15 protein-coding genes are annotated in these 23976 nt (G+C 39.7%); all 15 read right to left on the bottom strand.

Annotation, left to right across the window (positions count from 1 at the left end; translation table 11 throughout):
- Positions 1–114: 114 nt before the first annotated feature.
- Complete coding sequence (locus BLO53_RS01790; RefSeq protein WP_092058669.1) at positions 115–6765, bottom strand: family 43 glycosylhydrolase; 6651 nt, start codon at positions 6763–6765, stop codon at positions 115–117.
- Between the two features lie 254 nt (positions 6766–7019).
- Positions 7020–8075 carry a LacI family DNA-binding transcriptional regulator gene (locus BLO53_RS01795; RefSeq protein WP_092058671.1) on the bottom strand — a complete coding sequence of 352 codons (1056 nt, stop codon included), beginning with the start codon at positions 8073–8075 and terminating at the stop codon, positions 7020–7022.
- 25 nt (positions 8076–8100) lie between these two features.
- Complete coding sequence (locus BLO53_RS01800) at positions 8101–9882, bottom strand: glycoside hydrolase (protein ID WP_092058673.1); 1782 nt, start codon at positions 9880–9882, stop codon at positions 8101–8103.
- A gap of 133 nt (positions 9883–10015) precedes the next feature.
- Positions 10016–11143 (bottom strand): aldo/keto reductase, encoded by a 1128-nt coding sequence (locus BLO53_RS01805; protein ID WP_092058674.1) that lies wholly within the window; start codon positions 11141–11143, stop codon positions 10016–10018.
- Between the two features lie 139 nt (positions 11144–11282).
- Positions 11283–12410, bottom strand: a complete 1128-nt coding sequence (locus tag BLO53_RS01810; RefSeq protein WP_092058676.1) for an SGNH/GDSL hydrolase family protein — start codon at positions 12408–12410, stop codon at positions 11283–11285.
- A gap of 97 nt (positions 12411–12507) precedes the next feature.
- Positions 12508–13470 carry a hypothetical protein gene (locus tag BLO53_RS01815; RefSeq protein ID WP_092058678.1) on the bottom strand — a complete coding sequence of 321 codons (963 nt, stop codon included), beginning with the start codon at positions 13468–13470 and terminating at the stop codon, positions 12508–12510.
- A gap of 97 nt (positions 13471–13567) precedes the next feature.
- Complete coding sequence (locus tag BLO53_RS01820) at positions 13568–15886, bottom strand: hypothetical protein (RefSeq protein WP_092058680.1); 2319 nt, start codon at positions 15884–15886, stop codon at positions 13568–13570.
- Positions 15887–16575: 689 nt separating this feature from the next.
- On the bottom strand, positions 16576–17142 hold the full coding sequence (locus tag BLO53_RS01830; protein ID WP_092058684.1) for a GNAT family N-acetyltransferase: 567 nt from the start codon (positions 17140–17142) through the stop codon (positions 16576–16578).
- A gap of 17 nt (positions 17143–17159) precedes the next feature.
- A complete protein-coding gene (locus BLO53_RS01835; RefSeq protein ID WP_092058686.1) occupies positions 17160–18104 on the bottom strand; it encodes an adenosine deaminase in 945 nt (314 codons plus the stop codon).
- Between the two features lie 65 nt (positions 18105–18169).
- A complete protein-coding gene (locus tag BLO53_RS01840; protein WP_092058688.1) occupies positions 18170–19009 on the bottom strand; it encodes a S66 family peptidase in 840 nt (279 codons plus the stop codon).
- On the bottom strand, positions 19006–19818 hold the full coding sequence (locus BLO53_RS01845; protein ID WP_092058690.1) for a hypothetical protein: 813 nt from the start codon (positions 19816–19818) through the stop codon (positions 19006–19008). Before BLO53_RS01845 ends, BLO53_RS01840 begins: the two co-directional genes overlap by 4 nt.
- A 15-nt stretch (positions 19819–19833) precedes the next feature.
- Entirely contained in the window at positions 19834–20517 is a 684-nt protein-coding gene (locus BLO53_RS01850) for a dihydrofolate reductase family protein (RefSeq protein ID WP_092058692.1), read from the bottom strand.
- 40 nt (positions 20518–20557) lie between these two features.
- Positions 20558–22117 (bottom strand): ATP-binding protein, encoded by a 1560-nt coding sequence (locus BLO53_RS01855; RefSeq protein ID WP_092058694.1) that lies wholly within the window; start codon positions 22115–22117, stop codon positions 20558–20560.
- A 47-nt stretch (positions 22118–22164) separates the two neighbouring features.
- Complete coding sequence (locus BLO53_RS01860; RefSeq protein WP_092058695.1) at positions 22165–22842, bottom strand: sigma-70 family RNA polymerase sigma factor; 678 nt, start codon at positions 22840–22842, stop codon at positions 22165–22167.
- Positions 22839–23693, bottom strand: coding sequence for a helix-turn-helix domain-containing protein (locus BLO53_RS01865; protein ID WP_092058697.1), 855 nt, complete (start codon positions 23691–23693; stop codon positions 22839–22841). Before BLO53_RS01865 ends, BLO53_RS01860 begins: the two co-directional genes overlap by 4 nt.
- Positions 23694–23976 lie beyond the last annotated feature (283 nt).

Below are 23976 nucleotides of genomic sequence, written 5' to 3' on the forward strand. Positions count from 1 at the left end.
TCTGACTTTACTGCAAATTTTATTATACTATGTTTTTTCTGCTAGTGGAAAGTGGCGAAAAAATGTCCAGACTGGAATAATTCCAGCCTGGACATCCTTACTTTTTTACTTTTCTTATTTGATCAACTTACCCTGTGCATCGAAGGTGTACTTTTTAAGCCATTTTGTTATTGTCTCATCCTGAGCCATAGTACCATCGCCCTTAGCATAGTACTTATCATCGCCTACGTTGATCCAAGTATTGATCTGAAGTTTACCTTTATCATCAAAGCAATAGGTCTTGCCATCGATAAGAGTAAATCCTGTCTGCATCACACCATCTTCATCAAAGTAGTATTTTGCACTCCACTTTTCAAGCCATCCTGTATGAAGCTTTCCGTCATTTCCAAAGTAGTACTTGTTATTTCCATCCTCTACGAAGCAGGTTTTCTGCATTACACCTTTTTGGCTGAAGTAGTAATATACTCCATCAATCTTCTGCATTCCAGAAAGCTTTTCACCTTCCTTGGTCTCGTAGTAGGTTGATCCCCACTTTGTATACCAGCGGCCATTAGTGTATCCGATGTTCTCTTTTTCTTTATCCATCGAATCCTTTATTACTGCGATAAAGCTAAGTACAGGATCTGGATTTCCAGTCTTGGCTACTCTCACTGTTACCTTTGTGTCAGCTGATACTTCAAAGCTGACTGTCTCAAGCCTTGCACTGTCTGAAGAGCCAAGTGTAAAGTTGTGTCTGGCAAGCTCTTTTCCATCTGCGTCTATAACTGTGATACGTGTAGGTCTTGATGTGTTCCACCACTCCTGATAGCCTGTCGCTACTGTATACTGACCTTCTTCAAGAGTAAAGGTGTAATCGATAGTTTTGTTTCCAGCAGCCCAGAAACCATGTCCCCAGATATCAGCGCCAGAGTTCTTAAATCCAACATCGTAGCTGTCTGCGTTTTCAGAACTTCTAACACCGTTATATCCGGCAATACCTGTTACTGCATAATCTTCATCTGCAGTAGCGTTTCTAAGCTGTTTCTTTAAAACTGCTCTTGCTGATGAAAGGTACTCTGCCTCTTCATCTCCCAGAACATTTCTTGAAGCACAGTCGTAGAAGTAGATCATCTTGTCAGGGATCATGCTGACTGTATGTGTAAAGCTTCTGTTGTAATCAGCAAGGACTCCTGTAATCTCTACATCTCCTACAAGTGCAGCCTTATCTGTATTCCAGGTAACAGCTTTTGTTACCTTGCTTCCATCTGAAAGTGTAAGTTCAACCTCTGAAGGAAGCTTTTCTTCAAGGTCTTCCTTGGAAAGAGCATATGAAGGAAGCTCTGTATTTATCTCGAACTCTCCCTTATTTTCAAGTTCATCCAGTGTCCAGTTTGAATAGCTTCTAAGCGCTATCTTTTTGCCTGATAAAAATTCAACTGGAAGCCATACATATCTTGACTCTGAAAGATCTCCTGAATTCCATCTGTCACCCATGTAAATGAACTTACCTGCAGCTGCATCAACTGGGAATACGCATGTAGACTGTGTTCTATAGGTTGTATTTGCACCAGAGTCTGTACATGGGTTATTTACCTGTGTCCAAGGTCCAAGTGGCGAATCTGCATAAGCATAGCTAGCAGGGTTTGGATCCCATCCTGTACATGCTGATGTGATCATGTAATAGGTTCCATTGTACTTGAACATTGCGGGAGCTTCTCTTGATGCGCCAACAAAGTTTACTGTAAAGTCTTCGCCCAGGACTGCGTGTTCCTGATCCTTGGCAAGATATGTGTAGTCTTCATTGAGCTTTGCAATGTACATGTTGGTATTTCCGTCAGATGAGTACATTACATAGGCTGTTCCGTCATCATCCTTGAAGACGTTCATGTCTCTTACAGATCCCCATGAAGATGGAGCACTATCCCAGCTATGATCTGCATTCTCATCATAGTTGAGTTTGTAGGAACCAAGATACTTAAATGGTCCAAATGGAGAATCTGATATAGCTACACCGGCTTTTGCCTTACCATAGTTAGAACCTGTCGGGTTATCCTTGGTCGTTCCGTCGCAATGCCACCACATTACGTACTTGCCAGTCTTGTCGTTATAAAGAACCTTAGGTCTCTCCATAACTGTTCTGTCTGCCGCAATGTTCCAGTAGAGCTCTTCGAGCTTGCTGTCATAAATAGAATCTGTTGCAGGCTGATCCTTATAATCAGCGTAAAGTGTGCTGAAATACTCATCATTCTCAAAGATTGAAAGATCTGCCTTATAGCCTTCGTTCTTGTAAGTGCCATAGTCCTCATCAGATACAGGAATTGCTCTGAAAGGAACACCCTCATCTACCCAGTTGTAAAGATCAGTTGAAGTATAAAGATGTACTCCAACAACTGGCTGATAATCATATGTCTTGTCTTCACCATACCAGTAGTACTTGGTAACACCATCAATTGTGAACTGCTGGATCTGTCCGCCATGAGCCTGTACAAGGACTCCATTATTGTCGTACAAAGGAGCTCCCTCTACGCCTGTAATTGATGTGTAATTAACTATGTGTGTCTCGACAAGATTATCAAACGCTTCTTTCAACTTCTTGTATGCCTCTTTTATAGCTACAGCGTCTTTTGAATTTTCATCTATGAGAGCCTGTGCTGCTGCTACTTCCGCCTCAAATGCTGCAAGGCTTTCCTTTGTATAGGTCTTTCCTTCCATTGCCTTACGGAGGTTATCAATTGCAGTCTTAAGTGTATCTACAGTGTACTCAGGAACTGCTTTTACAATAATATAGCTAAGAAGTGGATCTACATATGAGCTTGTTCTGTTAGTTGCATAAGCATAAAGATTAAGCTCACCATCTGTTACTTCTACTGTGTAGGTCTTTTCTACAAGTGATCCCTGGCCAAGGCTAAGACCTGACTCTACATTTGCTCCCTCGAGATCATAGCTGATGTCTCTTGCGCTCCAAGGGCTCTTGACACCTATTGTCACAAGATACTCGTTGCTGTTTCTGTCTGGAAGTTCAAAGCTATAGTATAGTCCGCTGACGCCTTTCTTGTAGGTCCATCCCTTATCAGACATATAAATATAGTTGCCTGTAAGTGAACCATCTGCAGAACCGCCTGCTACTCTTACGCCATATTCTGGATCTGACAAATACCCCCAGCTAAGGCCTGTTCCAGCATCTACTCCAAATTCCTGCTCTGTTACTGACTGATAAAGACCAAGTCTGTTGTCATCAGGAACCTGTGTGTTATCTGAGCTACCGCAGTCAACGAGATAAAGAACATAATCGTTTGCTGCAATCTCATCTTCTGAAATCATGTTACCATCTGACTCTACAAACTCAGACAGCTCTTTTACCATAGCATCAATGTCCTGCTGAGTTGTTGCTGCTCTGAGCATAAGTGTCTGTGCCTTTTCTAAAAGAACATGTAGTCTGGACAGCTTAGCTACTGAATAGTTTGTTGTATCTATCTGCTGAGCCTTGACCAGCTGACTCTTTAGCTCACCAAGAGAAAGGTTCTTCTGTACCCTGATAAATGAAAGAACTGGATCAGGGCCGCCATTTTTCCTGACTGAGAAGGTTACATCTGCCTTCTCTGAAAGGCTGTAGCTGTATACTGGTGTATTCCAGTTATTCTTGCCGTTCTTGGAATTAGTGTTTCCAAGGATGTACTCCTCTTTATCTGTTACTGCGTATACAGACATAGGTCTTGACTGATTCCACCATTCCTTAAATCCGAAAGTCAGCGTGTAATCGCCTGCATCTAAAGGAACTGTGTAATCAATGCTCTGATTTGAATATGCATACCATCCATAAGCCCATGGATCATCGTCTGAGTTGTTGTATGCGCCGTAATCCTCAAGTCTTCCCCAGGTTCCATCGTACTTCTGATCTGGAACTTCATTGAAAAGATCTGCATAGGAATCCATTGTCTTGTATGAAGTATGACCTTTTTCATTGTCGTTACAATCGATGTACCATGCCATATTAGGGTCAACAAACTTAATTGCAAAGGTTACTTCATATCCGTAGCCATCGAGAATACCTGTTACTTCGCTGGCACTTGTAAGATCAAGTCCTTCTGTTTCCCAGGTAACCTTGGCATTTATAGTGTTGTTCTTGCTTGTCTTTACGCTAACAGTTTCAGGAAGAACTGCGGCTGTGCCCTTAACTGCAAAAATAGTATTATTGTCTACAGAAACTACTGTCTCTGCGCTGCTGTCATATACAACACCCTCAATTATGTAGGTTGTGATTGAGTTAGCCTTAAGTGTTGCTGTAACATTCTTGGCTTCTGTATCAACTACGATGTTATCGCTAGCTGTTACATCTGCCCAGTTCTCGCCATCAGCTCTGCTTCCACTTGTACGGATTGCAGTTACCTTTGTTCCAATCTGTGAGAAGTCCTGAAGGTTAAACTTCCAGGTCTTGTCATCTCCAGCTGTGTTCACAGCAACAACAACTACCTTGCCTTCCTTGGGATCAAAGGCTGCTACTGTCTGATCGCTTGATCCGATGATAGCGTATCCAGGTCTGATATATCTTGAGAACTGTCCAAAGGCGTAATATTTTTTGCTAAGGATAAGTTCCTGTGTATCATGGTTTGCAATTGCAATACCCCAGAAGCCATTGCCTTCTGCGAGCATTTTTTCTACTGACTCAGCTGTTGCTGTATCATACTGATTGTTTGAATCAATATGGATATCTACTGCATCCCACATGATCCATGCTGATGGCATCATGCCATTTACGTCAGTTATGATTCTCTGCGCAAAGCCAAGTCCAGCCTTCATCTCGCCTGCATTTGTTCCTGCTTCGAAGGTTCCATCAACTTCACTCATCCAGAGATTCTTGCCAGCTTCTTCTGAAAGAGCCTTAAGTCCTGCTCTGTTTGATCCGCTGTAGGTATGAGCATCGATTCTATCCACAACCTCTTTTGCCTCATCTGTAAGTGCGTTAAAAGATGTAATAGCTGTATCAATGCTTGTTTCATCAGAGGCAGAGATAAGGATGTCTATTCCCTTTTTCTCAAGCTCTCTGTTGAGTGCCACAAGGATTCTTGACTGAGACTCACCAATATCAAAGTGGCAACCTTCCTGCTTGTTACTGTATGCGCCCCAATAGTTTGTATATGGCTCGTTCATTGGAGTTGTGGACTGGAAGTTAATAACTCCTTCCTGTGCCCAGTGCTCAATGACATCTGCCATATAGCATGCAAAGGCGTTAACTGAATCTGCTCTAAGGTTATCCTCATTTGCATTCACGTTACCTGACGAACATCCTGATACTGTCATGAAATATGGAGGTGAATTGGAAAATGCTTCGCCAATAAACTCATCTCCCGCAGCCTTGGCTGCCGCAATAAGAACGTTCATCTGATTCTTGTCGGCATCCCAGTTGTAGTTCCAGGCAAAGCCGCAGTCAAAGTCTGCTCTTGCAAAATTTGTCTCATAGTACTGGGCATCATGCTTCTCAAGATTGATCTTTGTTACGTCTGTTGCGTAGCCAGGAACGATGGAGTCAGATCTTCTGATGTGGTCTCCGTGAAGGAAATCGCTGCCTTCTGGAAGCTCGCCTTCTTCACCAGACTTGATGATTGCCATCTTTACATAGTCAAGACACCAGTCTCCATCAGCTCCACCGATATCGATCTTGTTTGTGCCTGCCTTGAGCTCAACATCTTCAAATGTTACAACAAAGAGCATATTGTTGTTGCCAGAAGCTATAACGCCCTTGTTTACGTCATCAGCATGCTGAGTGTAAACCTTTGACTGTGAAGGAACATCTTCAAGAAGTGCATCGCTCTTATCATTCGCAGCGGTAGTAAGTGCCTTGGTCTCTGCTACTTCTTCTGCTGTGTCTTCTGTTTCTTCTGTGCCTTCTTCAGATGAGGCTTGCTTATTTGCTTCTTCTGAAGTTTCCTCTTGCTCTTCCTTTATTTCTCCTGCTTCTAACTTGTCCTCTGTCTCAGATGCTTCAACTGATGCAGCATCAGATGCCTCTGTTTCTTTTCCCTCTAGAATATCGCTTTCTGGAACAAGCTCATCCCCTTCTGTTCCAGCCCCTTCTTCCTCATGCTCATATGTGGTAGCTCCCTCTGTAGTTACCCTCATGCTAACGCCTCTCTTATTGGTTCCAGAGAGTGTAAAGAGCATCTTTACTGTATATGTACCGTCCTCTTCTACGTTTATCAGGTAGTGAAGATTGTCACCTGAGCCAACTTCTCCATCAAGATTATTGACCCATCCGATTGTATCAAAAGAACCAACATTTTTGCCTGCTGTAAATCCAAAATCCGCATCAGATCTTGAAAAACTTACATTCTGAAGGCTGGTGTTGGCAGATGGACTCATCTTAGATCCGGCATAAGTTAGAGCATCCGAAGATGTGTCATAAAATACCGCTTTTTCGTTTATAGATACTTCAGGTGCTTCTCCAACGTTGTCTCCACCACCAACGTTGTATCTGCCGATAGTCATTCCAAGGCCTTCTTCTTTGTCGTAGAATGCTGTCGCAGACTGCTGCGTAAGTTCATCGCTATACCCCACACGATTTGCCCACCAGCATAGGCTCGTTCCAAAGCCCTGGAACTCACCGAATCCGTCGCCATCAGTGTCGTTAAATACTGATGCTTTGGCAGGTGAAAGCTTAACAGTCTTGTCCACCTTAACGTCAGCTGCCTGAGCCTCTATCGACGATATACTCCCGGCCTGAAACAAGGTAGTAACACCCACTGTCACTCCAAGAACCGACGATAGAACTCTCCTCCAATCCTTTTTCATTTACATACCCCTTTCAATTTTTCATACTATCGATTCCCCACATCGATAATCCTGTACATTTTGATTTGTACATTATTGATAAGTCGTCTACGTAAAATTCTAAGATTAATTGTGAAATAATGCTATCTGACATTTTTACTAAAATTTTACTTCAAAAATTTTGCATATTTTTAGCAAGTTTATCCCGGCATGCTTTCATGAATAATCACCAAAAAAGGAGGTCGCTTTCGACCTCCTTAACTGTTCAAAATATTTCACACTAATTTCCTGATACTTCCTCTTTCCATCAAGGTTGTAGGAATCAGTGTAGTAAATGGTATATTCACATAACCATTTATTAATTTAGTAAGAGCCTCTACTGCGGCTCTTGCCATTTCGTCCATATAAATATGAATTCCTGTAATTGGTGGCTGCATATATGAAGCAAGAACAGTGTCATTGTAGCCAAGAACACTTATATCATCTGGCACGGATAGCCCTGAATTCTGCACAGCCTTTATAGCTCCTATAGCTGTCGCCTCATTGTAAGTAAAAAGAGCTGTCACCTTATCTTCTGGCTTTCTCAAATTATTATCAGAAATAATGAATTTAAGTATCTTTTCTGTAGCATCCCTTGAAGTTCCAGAAACATCAATTGTTTCAGGATGCACCCTGCCCTGATATTCCTTGGTCACTGCTTTAAAGATTCTGCGTCTGTCCTCTGGAGCTGTTATGGCTCTTGAATCTCTGGAATTTTCCGGTCCCACAAAAGCTATATTGCTATGTCCCTGCCTCACAAGGTAATCAACTCCTTGCCTTACGCCGGTTTCATAGTTTGTCTTTATTGAGCAAAACCTCTGCTCATCAGGGGAAGAATCAATAAAGACTATTTTCTCAGTCTTTTTCCGCATGGCCAAGACACGCTCGTCTGAAAACTGTCCTATTGCTATGATTCCATCAACAGGACTGCCCATATTTTTATACTCGCCATGCTCTTCATCATACTGCATAGGAATAGCTTCAATTTCTTCTTCCATGCACACTTTTTCTACATTGTTCTTAAGATACATGTAATAGGCATCTTCTATCTGCTCGCCTACACTAAGCATCTCCACTATTCCGACACGAGATAGCTTATGAAGGCCTTTTTTCCTGGCTGCTTCAACTCTTTTTCTCTCTGTTCTTGTCTTGTAATTAAGACGGCCAGCGGTTTCCATTATAAGTTCCCTTGTTGCCTCCGGAACATTTAGAGTATCATCCTCATTTAAAACTCTTGATACCGTAGCTATAGAAAATCCACACTCTGCCGCTATTTCTTTTAATGTAGCCATTATTACCCCCGATACTTAATCGCCATTATCCAATTACAAATGTTGTGATTGAGCTGCCTTTTATAAATGACTTGAAGGTTTTTCCGTCTACTGCTGTATTGCATGTATCTGTTACAGATACAAGATTCTCTCCATTAATGTTTCCGCTTGTTCTTATAATTTCAATTTTTGAAGTATCAACATCAAAATCAGAAAGATCAAATTCCCAGCAAAGATCATCACTATTAGTATTCATAGCAACTATAACAACCTTTTTCTCATCAGGATTGTAGGCCGCTGCAGTAACATCACTTGAAGCCACTAGGCAGTAACCTGGTCTTATATATTTGGAAAACTGTCCCATCGCATAGTACTTCTTACTCAGAAGAAGTTCCTTTGTATCGTGGTCTGCGATTGCAATGCCCCAGAAGGGAAGACCTTCCTGAATGATCTTGTCTGCTTCTTCTCTCTTGCATGTATCATATTTGTTATTAGAATCCACATGACGATCTACGGCATCCCACATGATCCAGGCTGATGGCATAAGGCCATTTAAATCCTGCATGATTGCTTCTGAAAAGCCAAGCGCTGCGCTCATTCCGGTGTCCTTATGTCCTATCGTAAAGGTTCCATCGACTTCGCTCATCCAAAGGTTTACATTAGCATCTTCTGCTGTTGACCTTAACATTTTCCTCATGGTTCCCTGATAGGAATGAGTGTCTATTCTTTTTACGACGTCTTTCGCCTCATTTGTCAGATTCTGATAAGAAGTAATCTGTGTATCAATGCTGGTTTCATCTGATGCGCTGATTATTATATCAATTCCCTTATTTTGCAGTTCTTTATTAAGCGCAACGAGAATCCTTGACTGAGACTCGCCCTGTGAAAAATGGCATCCTTCCTGCTTTTCACTAAAGGCTCCCCAGTAGCTTGTAGCAGGCTCATTCATTGGAGCTGCGCTCTGGAAGTTTACCAGCCCCTCTTTTATCCAATGCTCGATAACATCTGCCATGTAGCATGCAAAGGCATTAACTGAATCTTCTCTAAGGTTGTCCTCTGAGGGTTCCTCGTTTCCTGATGAGCAGCCTGATACCGTCATGAAATATGGCGGTGAATTGGAAAATGCCTCTGCTATAAACTCATCTCCTGAAGCCTTGATTGCAGCAAGAAGGATATTCATCTGGTTCTTGTCTGCATCCCAATTGTAGTTCCAGGCAAATCCGCAGTCATAGTCAACTCTTTCGAAATTAGTCTCGTAATAATCCTTACTATTTGCGTTTAAATCTACTCTTGTCACATCCGTTGCATATCCAGGTACCACAGAATCTGACCTTCTAATGTGATCCTTGTGAAGATATGGGCTCTCCTCCTTCATGCTGGCTGTAACATCTTCTGTTGTCACATTATCTCCGCCGCCTATGTTATAGCGGCCAATTGTCATTCCTATTCCTTTTTCCTTGTCAAAAAAGGCTTCTGCTGACTGCTCTGTCAGTTCCTGGCTGTATCCACATCTGTTTGCCCACCAGCATAGACTTGTTCCAAAGCCCTGAAACTCGCCAAATCCGTCTCCATTTGTATCGTTAAATGTCTGTCTGTCACTTATATCAAGCTTTATCAGTCTTGCTATCTCCATATTTTCCAAGTTTTCCTCTCCTGTCTCTTTTCCTTCTGATGTGGCCTCTGTGCTGATTGTTTCTGCAGACGCACCAGCGCTTTCTTCGCTCACTGCTTCTTTTTCCCCCTGACTTGAGCAGCCGGCAACTGCCCCTGCCAAAAGTGCTGCCAGTACCAGTCCTGACACAGCTCTTTTTACTATTTTGTTTTTCATTTTGTAACCCTACCCATAGTTAAAAAATTTTACTAAATTTTACCACAAAAAAAGTATTACCCAAAACACTTTATGCTCGGGTAATACTTTATATTGCTGCATTTTATTAATTCAGTTATCCTTGGTAAAAAATTTACTCAAGTTCCTCTGCTACATCCTTGAGTAGCATCCTAATTCCAAGGTGCTGAGGACAAACTGCCTCACAGCCACCGCACTCTATACAAGCGCTAGCTGCTCCATGTCCCTCTGCCACCAGTACATTTCTGTAGTACATCTTCTGATTCCAATCATTAAAGATCTTTCTTGTGTTATAACATGAGAACATCTCTGGGATCATGATGTTCATAGGGCAGTGATTCTGCTCTACGCAGTAATGGCATGATGTACATGGGATCATATCAAGTCCCTTATAAATAGCTGTGACCTTGGCTACAGCCTCCATCTCTTTTTCTGAAAGAGGCTTAAAGTCCTTCATGTAAGAAACGTTGTCCTTCATCTGTGCCATGTCGCTCATTCCAGATAAAACTACGCGGATTCCTTCCTGTCCTGCCGCAAATCTGATAGCATAGCTTGCATTTGAAAGACCATCGCCCATACCATCAAATACTTTCTGAGCATCCTCAGGGAGCTTAACCAGACTTCCGCCTTTAACTGGCTCCATTACTATCATTGGCTTATTGTGCTTTCTGCAAACCTCATAGCACTTGCGGCTCTGAACTGATGGGTCTTCATAGTCAAGATAGTTAAACTGAATCTGAACGATTTCCACATCAGGATATGTTGTAAGGATCTTATCCAGAACCTCTGCACTGTCATGGAAAGAAAGACCTACATGCTTTATCTTGCCCTCTTTCTTGAGTTCAAAAGCAGTCTCATATGCTCTGCACTCCTTGTACTGCTCAAAATTTCTGGCATTCTGCGCATGCATAAGGTAAAAGTCAAAATACTCTACGCCGCAGGCATCAAGCTGACTCTGGAAGAAAGGTCTGATGTCCTCTTCCTTGTGGAAATATGAATCTGATAATTTGTTTGTTAAAAGAAATTTCTCTCTAGGATATCTGTCTGAAATCGCTACCTTTATTGCCTTCTCAGATTTGCCATCAATATATCCGTGTGCAGTATCAAAATAGTTGAATCCATTATCAATGAAATAATCAACCATGTCCTTGAACTGCTCAATATCTACTTCTGATCCTATCATCGGAAGTCTCATACAGCCAAAGCCAAAAAAAGTTTTTATCTCTGGAAAAGAATTATCCATCGCCTACCTCCAAACTCATTAGATACAATTAAATTTTGCCAAGATTATTACATATAAATTTTATCATATCCTGAGTTTGAAAACATTTATTTTCTTGTTCTGTTTTGACTTATTTCTGCCTGAACAATTAACCGTGTATTTATTCCCAGTTAAGCTTAGTCTTAAGATAATCCACAAGCTCTTTTGAAGCATTTTCATGTGACTTTCTGCCAGGGTGCATATGAGAACCATAGGTGTCCATTTTTGTGTTTGGAAGCTGGAAAAAGGCTATATTTTGATCGTTAGTTTTTTCTTTATACCTGTTCATTCCCTCTGTGATAACAAGGTTAAGATCGCAGCCCAGCATTCCATAGCACCATACAATATGTGCCTTTGGACTGTGCTTTCTAAGCATTGTAAGGAAGTTCTCTACAGCGCCTACAATCTTAAGCTCATCTTCTCTGTTTCTGGAACCATCTGGATTTCTTCTCATCTTGTAGGTCTTGCCATCATCAGGATTTACAAACTCAGCCTGGTCAAAAGAAGTTGCATCATTAGTTCCAAGGTTGACAATAATAGCATCTGGCTGCCAACTGTCAAAGTCATACTCATCAGCTGCTCCAAGGGCTTTGTTCCTATCACCATTTGCAAGTCCGCAAACCTTCTCGTATACAGAAGGAAGATTATGTCTTACGTCATTGTCCCATCCAACGAATACTCCCCATCCGCCCTGGGATATAAGGTGGTAATCTGCAGAAAGAGCCTTAGCTGTCATTGTGGCATAGTTAACTGAAGCACTCATGTACATTGCAATCCAGTCAACATCTTCAAAAGCTCCGTAGCTTCCTTCTCCAGAAGTTATGCTGTCACCAATAAATTCAAGCTTTCTTTCATATTTAGGAACGCTCTTGAACTCTCCGTTGAGCTTAAATCCTTTTACCAAGAGGTTTACAACCTCGTCATCATTCATGGCCTGAAGTTCTCTGTAGATTCTGACTCTTTTAGAAGCGGCTGGATCCATGCTTCTAAATAGGCAAATACTGTGCTCTCCTGGAAGAAGCATCTGTCTAGCTATAAAGGCACCGTTTATTTCTACAGCCACCCACATTTCCTGAAAATCAGACTCTGTTTCAAGCTCTATCCAAAGTTCAGAGCCTGTTACAACAACCTCTACACCTCCGCCATTAAAGAAGATGGGAAGTGGCTGGCGCTGCTTCCCCATCCTTCCAAGTATGTGAATATTTTCTGCAGGTATATCTTTTATCTCAACGTATCTTAATTCACTCATTTTTTAGCTCCCCGATTTTATTTTTATTCTAAATTGAGCTAATAGCGTGGTGGCTATTAGCTCTAAATAATTATCTTTAATTCTATATAATTCTATCTTAATTCTGAGGTGCCTCAGTACTCTGCTGAATTGGCTTGCCAGTTACTGGGTCAAATTTATATCCGCTATTTACAGGCTGCGCTGGAGTCACTTCTGACTGTACAGGCTGTGGAGCAATTGGCTGAGCTGGAGTTACTTCTGGTTGTGCTGCCTGGAATTGCAGATTAGGCTGAAATGGCTGTGGCTGCTGCACAAACTGCTGTGGCTGTGGATTTGGCTGCATTGTAGGTTGTGGCTGTACTGGCGCTGCCTGTGCTGGAACTACAGTTTCTCCAGCCTTAAGCGCCATACCATAGCACCAGATCACCATAAGTGAACGCTTAAGTGCATCAAATACTGTTGTAATGATAAGATCATCAGTATATAAATCAATAGTAAATGCAAATCTAATTACAAAACAGAGCGCAGCTATTACTGCTGGGATCATTCCAAAAAGAATTGCTTTCTTTCTGTTCTTGATAACTCCAAAAGTTGTGAGAACGCAAAATACCAGAACAGCTACATAAACAAAAACATTTCCAAAATATTCAACAAAGCTATCAGCTTTCATGTATTTGGTTGGGTATCCTAATACCTTGGAAAATTCCGTAACTAACACGTAAACACTGTAAGCAGCTGGAAGTAGTGATAAAAGAAGGCTGAGCCAATTCTTCTTGGTACGCTCAACTATCATTATCATGAGCATAAGTGCAATTGCCAGCTCTACAAGCCATCCACCAATCACCAAACCAATAATTGACTTGTCATCCTTAAATGATGGAATCAGTTGAATGATATAAAAGATTTTTGTTCCAAGAAAAATTACTGCAAATATTCCTACTAAAATTTTGCTAAGAACCACTGAATCCTTTTTTATAATCTTAGCAATAAGTGTTGCAATTCCGCATACTGCAAGAACTGCAGCAAAGGTGATAAGAAGCACAAGCAGTGCTATTCCATATTCCTTGCTAAAAATATTCATTTCAAAAACCCTCCAACAAAACGTTTTCTTTCAATTGCAAAAAGATTATATCACTTCTCCCCAATAAATTGTTATATTTGAGAAAAAAGTTCTATATTTAGTGCTGAAGTTTAATCGATATTTCCTCAGCAGTACTATCTCCTTGAAGTATACAAAGTTCTTTTTTTCCGTCCGTATACCAGGAAAAATATTTTTCGAAGTCTTCCTGTGAGCAGTCTACAATCTCAGGTTCAAATCCGGTGAAGGCACTGTCTCTTTTGTAGGTGTAACTATACACTCCATCGCTGCCTTTTTTTCCATACTTCCAAAGTTCTCCGTATAGATATCTTCCCTCTACATATATTCGATAGTAGCAGGTGTCCTCTGTCCCCGCATTTTCATCACGAATAGTATAACTAAAGAGGTTATCTCCCGGATAATAGGAAAGAGTACCCTCACCGTAATCTTTGTAGGACTGATCTTCCAGAATTGCTATGCTACTTCCATTTTCCATCCTATATAAAGAAAAACGCTCTCCAGGAATTTCTGCAAGAAGCTCCGGCGTTTCTTCATCCGTCACATAAACCAGAGCAAATCTTGCTTTATCTCCATTTTTGTCAGTATATCTCTTTATATCTGCAAGATATGCATCTCTATAATCTGTATAGCCGTAATTATCATTATCAATAGCCGCTACTAGCTCACTGTATGTCATGTCTCCACATAAGAACTTAGTTGCATTAGAAGAACACGCCATCAGATAACTGCTTAGTAGGATGTTGTATTCAGACTCTGTAATCTCAACCTTTTCTCCATCAACGTATTTGAAGTACCCTGGTTCTCCCCAGTCATCATCTGTAGCATTGACACCATAGTAATAGAGAACCGTCTCCATTTTATGAGTTTCTTCGTTGAGTTTTAAATAAGTATCGTAATATGCTGAGCCAGCTCCGTCCTGGTCAAAGTTTTCAATCAGTGCTGCCCTCTCATAGTACTCATAGCCTGCATTTCCTCCTGCTCCATATCCCCAGTCGGAAATAATAGGATACACTTTTCCATCCTTAAACTGATAAACAGATACGCTATAACCGTTATTTCCTGCTACTAACTCAGGAATGTCATCCTCGTCAAAATAGATCAGACTGAATCTTCCGTTATTTAATGTTCCATCGCTACTGCTTGAACCACTATAATTACGAGCAGTATACTTAAACGCCTCTTTGTAATCCGAAAATCCTTCACTATCATGACCATCTGTAAGATAAGCTAATACTTCGTTCGCATCTGGATTTTCAAGTGTATACGAAACATGCCGGGAAAGGCCAAAGTCACATAGATAATATCCATTTGAATTATATCCTTCATCCCAATAGTATAGCTTTACATCATGACCTCCGACTCTATCTGTAATGACTATAAGATCTGTTTTCCCATCCAGGTCATAATCGGCGGCCAGTACTTCATCTACAGTTTTGATAAAGCCAAGATTACCTTTATCTTCATAAAGGTCTATCCAGTCATAAACTTCATTCTCCTGAATAAGCGCTATAGAAAAGCTATGAGTTCCTGTTGGCTTTTTTGTCTTTTTATCTATAACTTTCTCATCATCATAGACGGCAAAAGAAACCTCCCCATCAAACATAGATATTTTCGAGGGAATTACCTTGACTGCCCCTTCTTCCCAGTGAATCTCGTTTGAAAGTACCTGGTATCCCGCCTCACCTTTTATAAGATGAATTTCAGAAACGGCCTGGTGATAATTTGTATAGGCATAGCTCTTGGTCTTAAGTATGATGTTTCCGTCACTTTCAGTTACGTCTGTACAAATAAATTTGTACTGTGGTATTCCGTTATACTTATAATCTGCTGTACGTAAAAAGCTGACATCGCAGTACCATAAGGTATCTTTTCCACCTCTGTACCATACATTTTCCTTCTTGGCCGCTGCCTCTTTTGTAAGTTCATAGGCTGTTCCAACTTTTGCCTCTGTATATGCCCTTATTTCTTCGTCAGTGATAACAAAGACGCCCTTTTTAAGCTCCTCTTTCTCAGCTAGCTCAAGGTATTCATTTCTGTTCACTGGTGGCATTTTTTCTAGTGGTGTTCCAAGGTATCCCCTCATAACCGCTTCATACAATGCATCCTCCCAACAAATGTCCTCTGATGTCGAGAAGGTGTCTAGCAAAAAACTATAGTTTTCTGGCTCATCAATCCAGGTCTGCATCTGCTTTAATAGTTCTTTATTCTCATCTACCGTGAATGCCTCAGAGGCTACATCATCTTCGTCTAATGAAACTGATATAGTAGAGTAGCTTTCTGTCGGAGTATTGGACGCTTCTTCAGCACTACTACCTTTTGTTCCATTACATCCTGTAAGGAATACTGATAGCGCCAATCCAATCATCCACGCATTTTTCCACATTTTCCTATATATCATATCTGCCATCCCCCGCTAGTTTATATTTGATAAATTATCTACTTAAACTCCACTCACTAACATAACAAATGTGGAGAGCATATTATTGCATTGTAAAAAAAAAGAGCCTGAACGAATGGATAATATTCACTTTGTAAAATATTTTTGCCACACAACAATTCTTATTCGTATATATAGTCAGCAAACAAAAATTGCAAAGGAGATTATTCTTGGGTCATTCAGTTCAAACAAATGAAACTTGATATTCTAAGAGAGACAAGAGAAGACTTGAGGGTATTAGGTCTCGAATGGCTGCTTATGAAAATGAACAGGCAGAATGAGAAATTGTCACCCAGTGTCACCCACTTGGGACTACCGCCATGCGCGAACGAAGGAAGCAGAGCTTCCTTCTCCGCGGGCTGTCGCCCTATAAAAAAGGATACATAAAAGCTCTCGCGTGAGGTAAACTCCCGTCGAGCTTTTATGTATCCTTTTTTGCATGGCTTGTAGCCTTCGCGAGTGTTCCCGATGCGATTCGAACGCACGACCTTTCGCTTAGGAGAAGAAAGCTCACTCATAAAATGTAGAAAGGGAGCGCCTTTCCATACCACCATTTTGAAAACTCACTCAGTTACTCACTCACCCGAACAAGAAGCCGGAAACTTGCTATCAATTACTTTTTCTATAAGGTACACCCATTATACAATAAATCAATTATGAATTGTCCAATAATCTTTATATGCGTAGTGGTCTATTGTTCCAACTAAGAATTTTTCGGATTTTCTGAATCCATAATCTGAGAAAGCTTCGATTCTTTCGACAGCATAGATTGGAACTTTTGATATTATTTCTTCACACTCAAACATTTCATATGCTGGTGGCACAATTGCATCAAGGACATTTTTTATGAGAGATGATTTCTCATAGTCACTGCCAAGATCAATTCTTAATACGCCAACTCCATTAAAATCATCATCTGCACATCTGTGGAACAATTCTACAGATCCGATAATGTTTGAAGAGATTTTTTCCACGATTACCCATCTTACAAACCACTTCTTCTGATATGAATCCAGCCAAAAATCAATTGCTGAATCCATCCTTTCTTTTGTAGGATAATAGAAATTATCACCATGACAATTATCGCTATTGAAAAATGGTAATGCGTTTTTGTCACTGTAAATCTTTAATAGTTGTCCTGCATCTTCTTTACAAGCAAATCTTAGCAAAACTTTGTCCGTCTCTATATCTGGACATTTTTCATAAACATCATTCATAACGAATTTCTCCATTTCTATATCTTTTTTAGCCCATTCATTCGTATATCTTCCAGCTCCTGCGCATTCAAGCAACCACTTTGGTACAAACGCAAGTATTCTTTAGATACATCTGAATCAAATATTAGAACATCATCAGAATTGATAGTTACATCAACACCGCTCCGATATAATTCTGCAATGGGGTGCGCCTTCAAGTCTTTAACCCTACCAAGAAGATAATTACTAGAAGGAGTAATGTTCAACCGGATATGATTATCTGCTAAAAAGCGAACAACAGATGGATTATCCACTGCTGCAATTCCGTGTTGCACCTCATCTAGTTCAAGATATTCCACAGCACGACGTACATCATCAGCAGTGCCCCATTCACCTACATGGGCTTTTAACTTAAGTCCTTCCGCTTTTGCACGTCTGTAGATTGACTTAAAATTCTCAATTGGTTGTGCCAGTTCATCTCCATAAAGGTCAATGGAATAAAACGCTTTGCAGCCCAAAAAATGAGAAAGACAATCTTCCAAATAAGCTATATCACAATGCCTGGACATTCCAATCTGTAATCTAAGTTCTATCTCTGGCGCAATATCCTTATGCGTTGTTTCAAATACCTCCACAAGCTCTTCGATATTTCCATGAAAAAATTCGCCTAGCCCCCAGACATCTTCTCCAATTTCTAATATAGAAACACCATCCTCTTTAGCTTGCTCAAAAGTCGCTCTTATCAATATTCTACGACCTTCAGGTGAGTTAAAATAATCACCTATGTTTTTTGAATTCCATGCATGCATTTCATCCATGGATTGGAGAGGCTTTTTAATCGGCTGAATATCCCTTCCTGTGTATTCTTTCAAATAATTTCTGCTCCCTCCAAGCACAAAGTGATTGTGCAAGTCAGACTTAGGTAGCCTGCGGATTGCATTTAGATTTTCCTGTTCCAATGCCTCTATAAATTCAGTATTCATATATGTATTCAACCTCATCAAGTCTAACTACTAAGAATTTCTTAGTACTTCGATAATTTACTACTTCATTTATGAAGTAGTATGTTTTTTCCTATAATTATGGCCTTCGAGTCATTTCCATGTCCAATTTCTCTTGTGCTTGCAACAGGAAGAGTATTATTTATATGCATTTTAAGAAGATCAAATACAGAGAGCTCCAAATCTGCTTTTTCATATTCTGTAAAAGTTCCCAGCAAGACACCAGCAACCTGATCAAAAACACCCATTTGCTCAAGTTGTGAAAATAAAGTAGCTATCTGCCCTGATTCACCACCTAATGATTCTAATAGTAGAATCTTGCCGTTCAAATCTGGCCAATACTTAGTGCCAGCAAGCTTTAATAGGCATCTTATATTTCCACCCACGATAATGCCTTCCATTTGATTTCCCTGAATAAAGTCATAATTAAAATCAAGTAGCTCAGATTCCTTTCCAGACAAGTAGCTAGAAAATCTCTTTTGCTGTAAATCAGATTTGGAATATACCATATTTTTTATTTGATATAAAACGGATGACTTTCCGGTCATTGCAAAAATAGCATTTATCACTGTAGTAAGATCACTATATCCCCAAAACATCTTATCAGACTTGGCAATCAAATCATAATCTAGATATTTGAGTATCCCATTAGCCAAATCACCACCGGATATATCATAAATTGCATCAATGGAATCATCTGTCCAAAACTTCATTAAGTCCGCAGCTCTTTCCTCATCTGTACCACTAAATTCGTCTGTTTTTGACATTATATGTAGTGACAAAACCGCTTCAATCCCCATTATGTTCAGAACATCTACAAGCTGTTCATTCTGCTCTTTCCACTCTTTTCTCTGCCCATTTGAACAAGCTACAATTCCCGCCTTCATCGTTTCTCACCCTTTACAAATTCATAAACTTTCTCTGACCAGCTCCAGATATCCTTGCAATCATTATCAAGATAGAATGTCTTACTCTTTAATTCTTGTGGAATAATTGATTCAAATGACGTTCTCTCCCCTGATGGAATGATAATTGTATCCACCCAATCTGATAGTTTTACCTCATCTTTAACCTTCAATGGAAGTACGCCTTCAAAAGTAACATTTGGATGATTTTTAATCTTTTCATAGCGAAAGAAAAAACGTACTCCAGGAGTAAAATTTTCGCTTAGGTCTTTTTCCGTAGGGAATCGTTTCAGTTTTCTTTCCATAACCAATCTATCACCAGCTTGACAATTCCCCCATGCAAACATCACATAATCAAAGAAGTCTTCTGGATCATTAGCTGCGTTTCGATTTTCTGCTTTTAAAACTGATGCAGGTACTTTTCTCCATTTAGTAGGAGCCTGCAATGCACCACACTTAAAAATACTTATAGCATTTTCGATTGGTGCAGTATGGCAAACATAATCTGTCATGCAGCCCTTATATTTAGGACATGCTACGCACTCGGTTATTTTCTCTGGAACAGTTACTCGTTTACCAGAATCATATATTTTCCTATATTCTTCAATCTTTTTTAAGATATTATCATCAGCTTCTACAGAACAAGCCCTGTCATTTTGTTTTTCGTAATTTATGAAATCATATACTGTCTGGATTTCCCATTCTGTAATATTAGGGTATTCTGAAAGCTTTTTGTAAAATACTCCATCCCAGCATTCGGTACATTCATATTCACCTATCTTGATTATCATTTATAGCCACCATTTCTATGAAACCACTTTATATTTTAACCGTACATAAGACTTTTCCAACACTTCACAACTAATAAGACTCAATACACCGAGCTTGTTAAGATCATTTTCACTAAGTATAGAGCTACCATCAATAAGGGTACTTGTGTTTTTACCACCTATTAGTACAGGCGCAACTACAATATCAACATAATCGAACAACTTTTCACGAAGGAACATTCCATTCAGTGTTCCACCACTTTGGATCGTGATTCTTTCGCAGCCATACTTTTCTTTCAACTCTGCAAGAGCATCTTCAAGAGAAAGAGATTCCTGAGCTATAATATGTAGATTATCCTCATTTACATTGTAAGCAGGATGATTTTTATTCGTTGTTATCAAAACAAACTCTTTTGATTTTGCACAAAAATATCTCACACCATGCTCTGTCAAATGACTGTTATCTAATAGTACAAAAGATACCGGTGTCTTTTCTGGAAAAGGCTTTTCATTTACACCCATCTTTGCTTGTACACGTCCGGTATTAAATGACCACAAGTCTGTTGTCTGCTCAATATCATAATACTGCTGTAGACCTTCCTTCAATCCTTCAATATTTGGAAAATCTTTATCAACATCCAAGGTATCTGATGCACCGGGGCTTATCTTTCCATCTACAGACATAAGCATAAAAAGAGTTGTAATTGGTCTATCGCCCATCAAATAATTCCTTTCAAGTTATTTTTGTTGTTAAGTTCTTTTATATTTCCTCAGTATACTTGAGTCGGTACATACCTTTTCCTTTACCGGTAAGTGCGACTACTACTTCCATATCCTTAAGCTTTAAAATTAAATTTCTAGCCGTTCTTTCTGAGCATTCGACAGTTTTCATTACATAAGTCGTTCCAAAAACCTGATTGGCTTCGACATTATCATATATCTCACATAAATTCTTTATTGTAGGTTCGTTATATCCCTTATTAGCATAGGCCTGCATAAAGGATTCCTTTGATAACTTAGTTGTTTGATCTGAATCGGCAGATTTTTCTACATCAACCGGCAAGTTTTGGTCTGAATCGGCAACTTTTGTAGTGTCAATCGGCAAGTTTTGGCCTGAATCGGCAACTTTTGCCGTTTCAATCGGTAACTTTTGATAAGAAGAACTCATTACAATGGTCTTAAGTATAAAGGTATTGTTATTAAATACCGGATCAGGAAGTCCAATAGCTTCCAGCTCCTTACACATACGGTCAACACCCTCACCATATTCCTTTACATAGTCATAATCCTTGAGAAAAGCAGCAATTTTAGGATTTCTCGAAAAATGCGTATAACGAATATTTTCTTTTTTAACCATGCCTGCAAACGTGCCTGGACTATCTACTTCGAGACGATCATCAAACATTTTTATCTGAATATCAGTTCCTTTAATGCCATAGTCACGGTGAGTTACTGCATTAACTACAATCTCGGTACGTACAAACTCACTGTATTCTTCTTCATTGACAAAAATACCATCATGGCCAAGATACGTCTTTTCTTTCATTTGTATCTTAATGAACTCAACAGCTTTTTCAACCTGATCAAGGATACGACCCTCAAATATAACATCCTTAATAACATTCATATCCTTGCCTACTTTTGCTTCGATGCCGTCATATCTGATAAACCTTATAAATGCCCGTGGGAAATAGTCCTGAGGCTTCTTACCAAATAGCAATATCGCAGCAACAGAAACTCTTTCCTTACCATCTTTTACAGTTATAAACTTTTTATTTTCCCTAAGATATTCCTCAGGTGACTTGGAATACTTTATCTTTTTGCAATAATCTCTGACAAATTCAAGATCTATATCTTCAACAGTAGCATCAGCAACTGGTTCATCCTCATAATAGCGGACTCCTTTTGCATACATCAAAGCCATGCGATCCTCAAACCCCAGCTTTTTACTTTTATCACCTACTCGGATAAATGCATCATCTGCCTGGTTAGAATGAAACTGCGGACTAGCTTCAATATGCATAAGAAGGACATGATCAGGCTTTCCTTCATAATTGACACATTCCACCATCTCTGTAGTTACTGGAATTGTTGGATTACAAAAATCGATTGGAGTACGAAGGATCTCATTTAATTGCTCCGTATAGTAATCAACTCCCTCAATACGTCTATGTTTATCAGAAATGCCTATTGCTACTGTTCCACCATCAGCATTGGCAAAGGCACAAAGAGTGTCTGACAAGTCTGCCGGCTTAATATGGATACTTTTTCTGTCAAATATCTGCTTTTCTTCTTTTGCTAATACTTCATCTATTGTCATTTATCTTGGTTTCTCCTTCTGCTTATATAATATAATTCAAGGACTCCTTAGACTATCTTTCCATCATTCATCCCATCACGCAAAACTCCAAGCGCCCTTGTTTCTATAATCTGCAAATATTTCTCTGTCAGATGGAAAAAAGCTGCTGTTTCTTCGATTGTCTTATATTCAAGAGACTCTATACCGTAGCGATACATAAGAAGTCTGCGTTCACGAGCCGGTAGTAGTTCAAGGCGGTTTCGCATCTTTTGAATCATGACACAAAGTACTGCTTCATCACCTACCGGGTCATGTATTCTTCCATCAGAAATCTTTTCCGCTTCCGGAACACCATCTTCGTCAACAGGATTATCATTCAGAAATACCTGGACAATGCCGTGATTAACCAGTTGCCTTTCAAAGGATGAATCACCCTTCCTACACAAGTCACGCATAGCATTTCCGGCAACTGTGTAAGCATATGTTGAAAACTTAGTCTGGGAATTTAGATCATAGCTCTTAGCAGCTTCAAGTAGAGCAAACCTGCCTTCCTGAAGCAGATCATCCATCTCAATTCCGGCATAATGATTTATATCAATATCATGGGCAACTGCTAGACTCTGTGCAAGCCCCTTTATAAGTCCTTCATTTGCAAGCAGTATCTCTGTTTGCGCAAAAAGGTCATTTTGTTTTGCAAGTTCACAAAGCTTTCGATTGCGACTATCGACTTCATTAATGTTTGTCATTTTTCATTCCATAATTTTGCCATCATAGAAACTGATTGATCAATCAGCGGTTCTATTGTTGCCATCTTTTCATCGCTTATATTCTTATCTATCTGAATACCTTTAATAACAGCATCCTTTAATATCTTAATCTTTTCATCTTCAGGAAGGTTCTGAATGTTAGGAACGGCCAGAGCCTCATTTTTAACCTTTTCAATAATTTCATATTCCAATATGTCAGAGTTGTTATTTATTTCTGCAACTTCATCAACAACTTTCTTTTTTATTTCTCTAATGGAAGCCATCAATTGCCGTTGAATCCTGTCAAGTTCCACATTACCTGCAGGCAACTTAGCTGCTTTTAATGTCTTTTTAGTCTGCTGAATTTCTTTATCATTTGGAACCTTCCCCGTTTGTGTTAACTCATTCAGAAGATCATAGGAAAAATCCAAAAGTTTATTCTGCGTAGCAATGAGTTGTGTGATGGCACCCGAAAAATATGTAGCTATCATCTTTGTTGCCATTGCAAATTTATCATTGACAAGCAGTTCGTTTACAACTCTTGGATCGACTTTTCCTGAATATAAATTTTTGGCAGCTTCAACTGACAGACCAAGCTCTTTAATGTCATATCCTGTGTTTTCAGGAGTATTGGTCAACCCAAGTATGTAATCTGTCGGCACTTTATATAGCTCCGCAAGTTTTATTAAAATATCGCTGCTGATAGTTTTGGTAGAGCCATTTTCAATTCTGCTATATGTGGTCTTATTAACACCAATTGCTTCAGCAAGTTTTTCTCTGGTCTTATAACCGTTTGCTTCTCTAAGTTCTCTTAAACGCTCTTGAAGATTTCCCGGTAAATATTCACCCATCTATTCAGCGATCCTTTCTGTTTATTCATACAAAGAAATAATATCATATTTGGATGCAAATCTGCATCAGAACATTCAATATTTTCTCGAAGTGAATGCTTATTGATGCAATTTGCTATGAAAATGAGGTATTAGTCATTTTCATACGAATAATTAATTAGAGCGGTGTTCAGAGGGCGCAGCTCTTTGATGGATTGTAAAGGCAAAGCCTTACGCAAGGTATTGGAGTAAGACTCCAATCGGGATGCAAGGGCAGAGCCCTGCTGGGGTGCAGGGGTAAAAC

Source organism: Butyrivibrio sp. INlla14, assembly GCF_900102515.1.
Lineage (GTDB): Bacteria > Bacillota > Clostridia > Lachnospirales > Lachnospiraceae > Butyrivibrio.

Excerpts from the sequence above, each read along its gene's own strand:
- BLO53_RS01790 (WP_092058669.1), bottom strand. The coding sequence starts at position 6,765 with ATGAAAAAGGATTGGAGGAGAGTTCTATCGTCGGTTCTTGGAGTGACA.
- BLO53_RS01795 (WP_092058671.1), bottom strand. The coding sequence starts at position 8,075 with ATGGCTACATTAAAAGAAATAGCGGCAGAGTGTGGATTTTCTATAGCT.
- BLO53_RS01800 (WP_092058673.1), bottom strand. The coding sequence starts at position 9,882 with ATGAAAAACAAAATAGTAAAAAGAGCTGTGTCAGGACTGGTACTGGCA.
- BLO53_RS01805 (WP_092058674.1), bottom strand. The coding sequence starts at position 11,143 with ATGGATAATTCTTTTCCAGAGATAAAAACTTTTTTTGGCTTTGGCTGT.
- BLO53_RS01810 (WP_092058676.1), bottom strand. The coding sequence starts at position 12,410 with ATGAGTGAATTAAGATACGTTGAGATAAAAGATATACCTGCAGAAAAT.
- BLO53_RS01815 (WP_092058678.1), bottom strand. The coding sequence starts at position 13,470 with ATGAATATTTTTAGCAAGGAATATGGAATAGCACTGCTTGTGCTTCTT.
- BLO53_RS01820 (WP_092058680.1), bottom strand. The coding sequence starts at position 15,886 with ATGATATATAGGAAAATGTGGAAAAATGCGTGGATGATTGGATTGGCG.
- BLO53_RS01830 (WP_092058684.1), bottom strand. The coding sequence starts at position 17,142 with ATGAATGATGTTTATGAAAAATGTCCAGATATAGAGACGGACAAAGTT.
- BLO53_RS01835 (WP_092058686.1), bottom strand. The coding sequence starts at position 18,104 with ATGAATACTGAATTTATAGAGGCATTGGAACAGGAAAATCTAAATGCA.
- BLO53_RS01840 (WP_092058688.1), bottom strand. The coding sequence starts at position 19,009 with ATGAAGGCGGGAATTGTAGCTTGTTCAAATGGGCAGAGAAAAGAGTGG.
- BLO53_RS01845 (WP_092058690.1), bottom strand. The coding sequence starts at position 19,818 with ATGATAATCAAGATAGGTGAATATGAATGTACCGAATGCTGGGATGGA.
- BLO53_RS01850 (WP_092058692.1), bottom strand. The coding sequence starts at position 20,517 with ATGGGCGATAGACCAATTACAACTCTTTTTATGCTTATGTCTGTAGAT.
- BLO53_RS01855 (WP_092058694.1), bottom strand. The coding sequence starts at position 22,117 with ATGACAATAGATGAAGTATTAGCAAAAGAAGAAAAGCAGATATTTGAC.
- BLO53_RS01860 (WP_092058695.1), bottom strand. The coding sequence starts at position 22,842 with ATGACAAACATTAATGAAGTCGATAGTCGCAATCGAAAGCTTTGTGAA.
- BLO53_RS01865 (WP_092058697.1), bottom strand. The coding sequence starts at position 23,693 with ATGGGTGAATATTTACCGGGAAATCTTCAAGAGCGTTTAAGAGAACTT.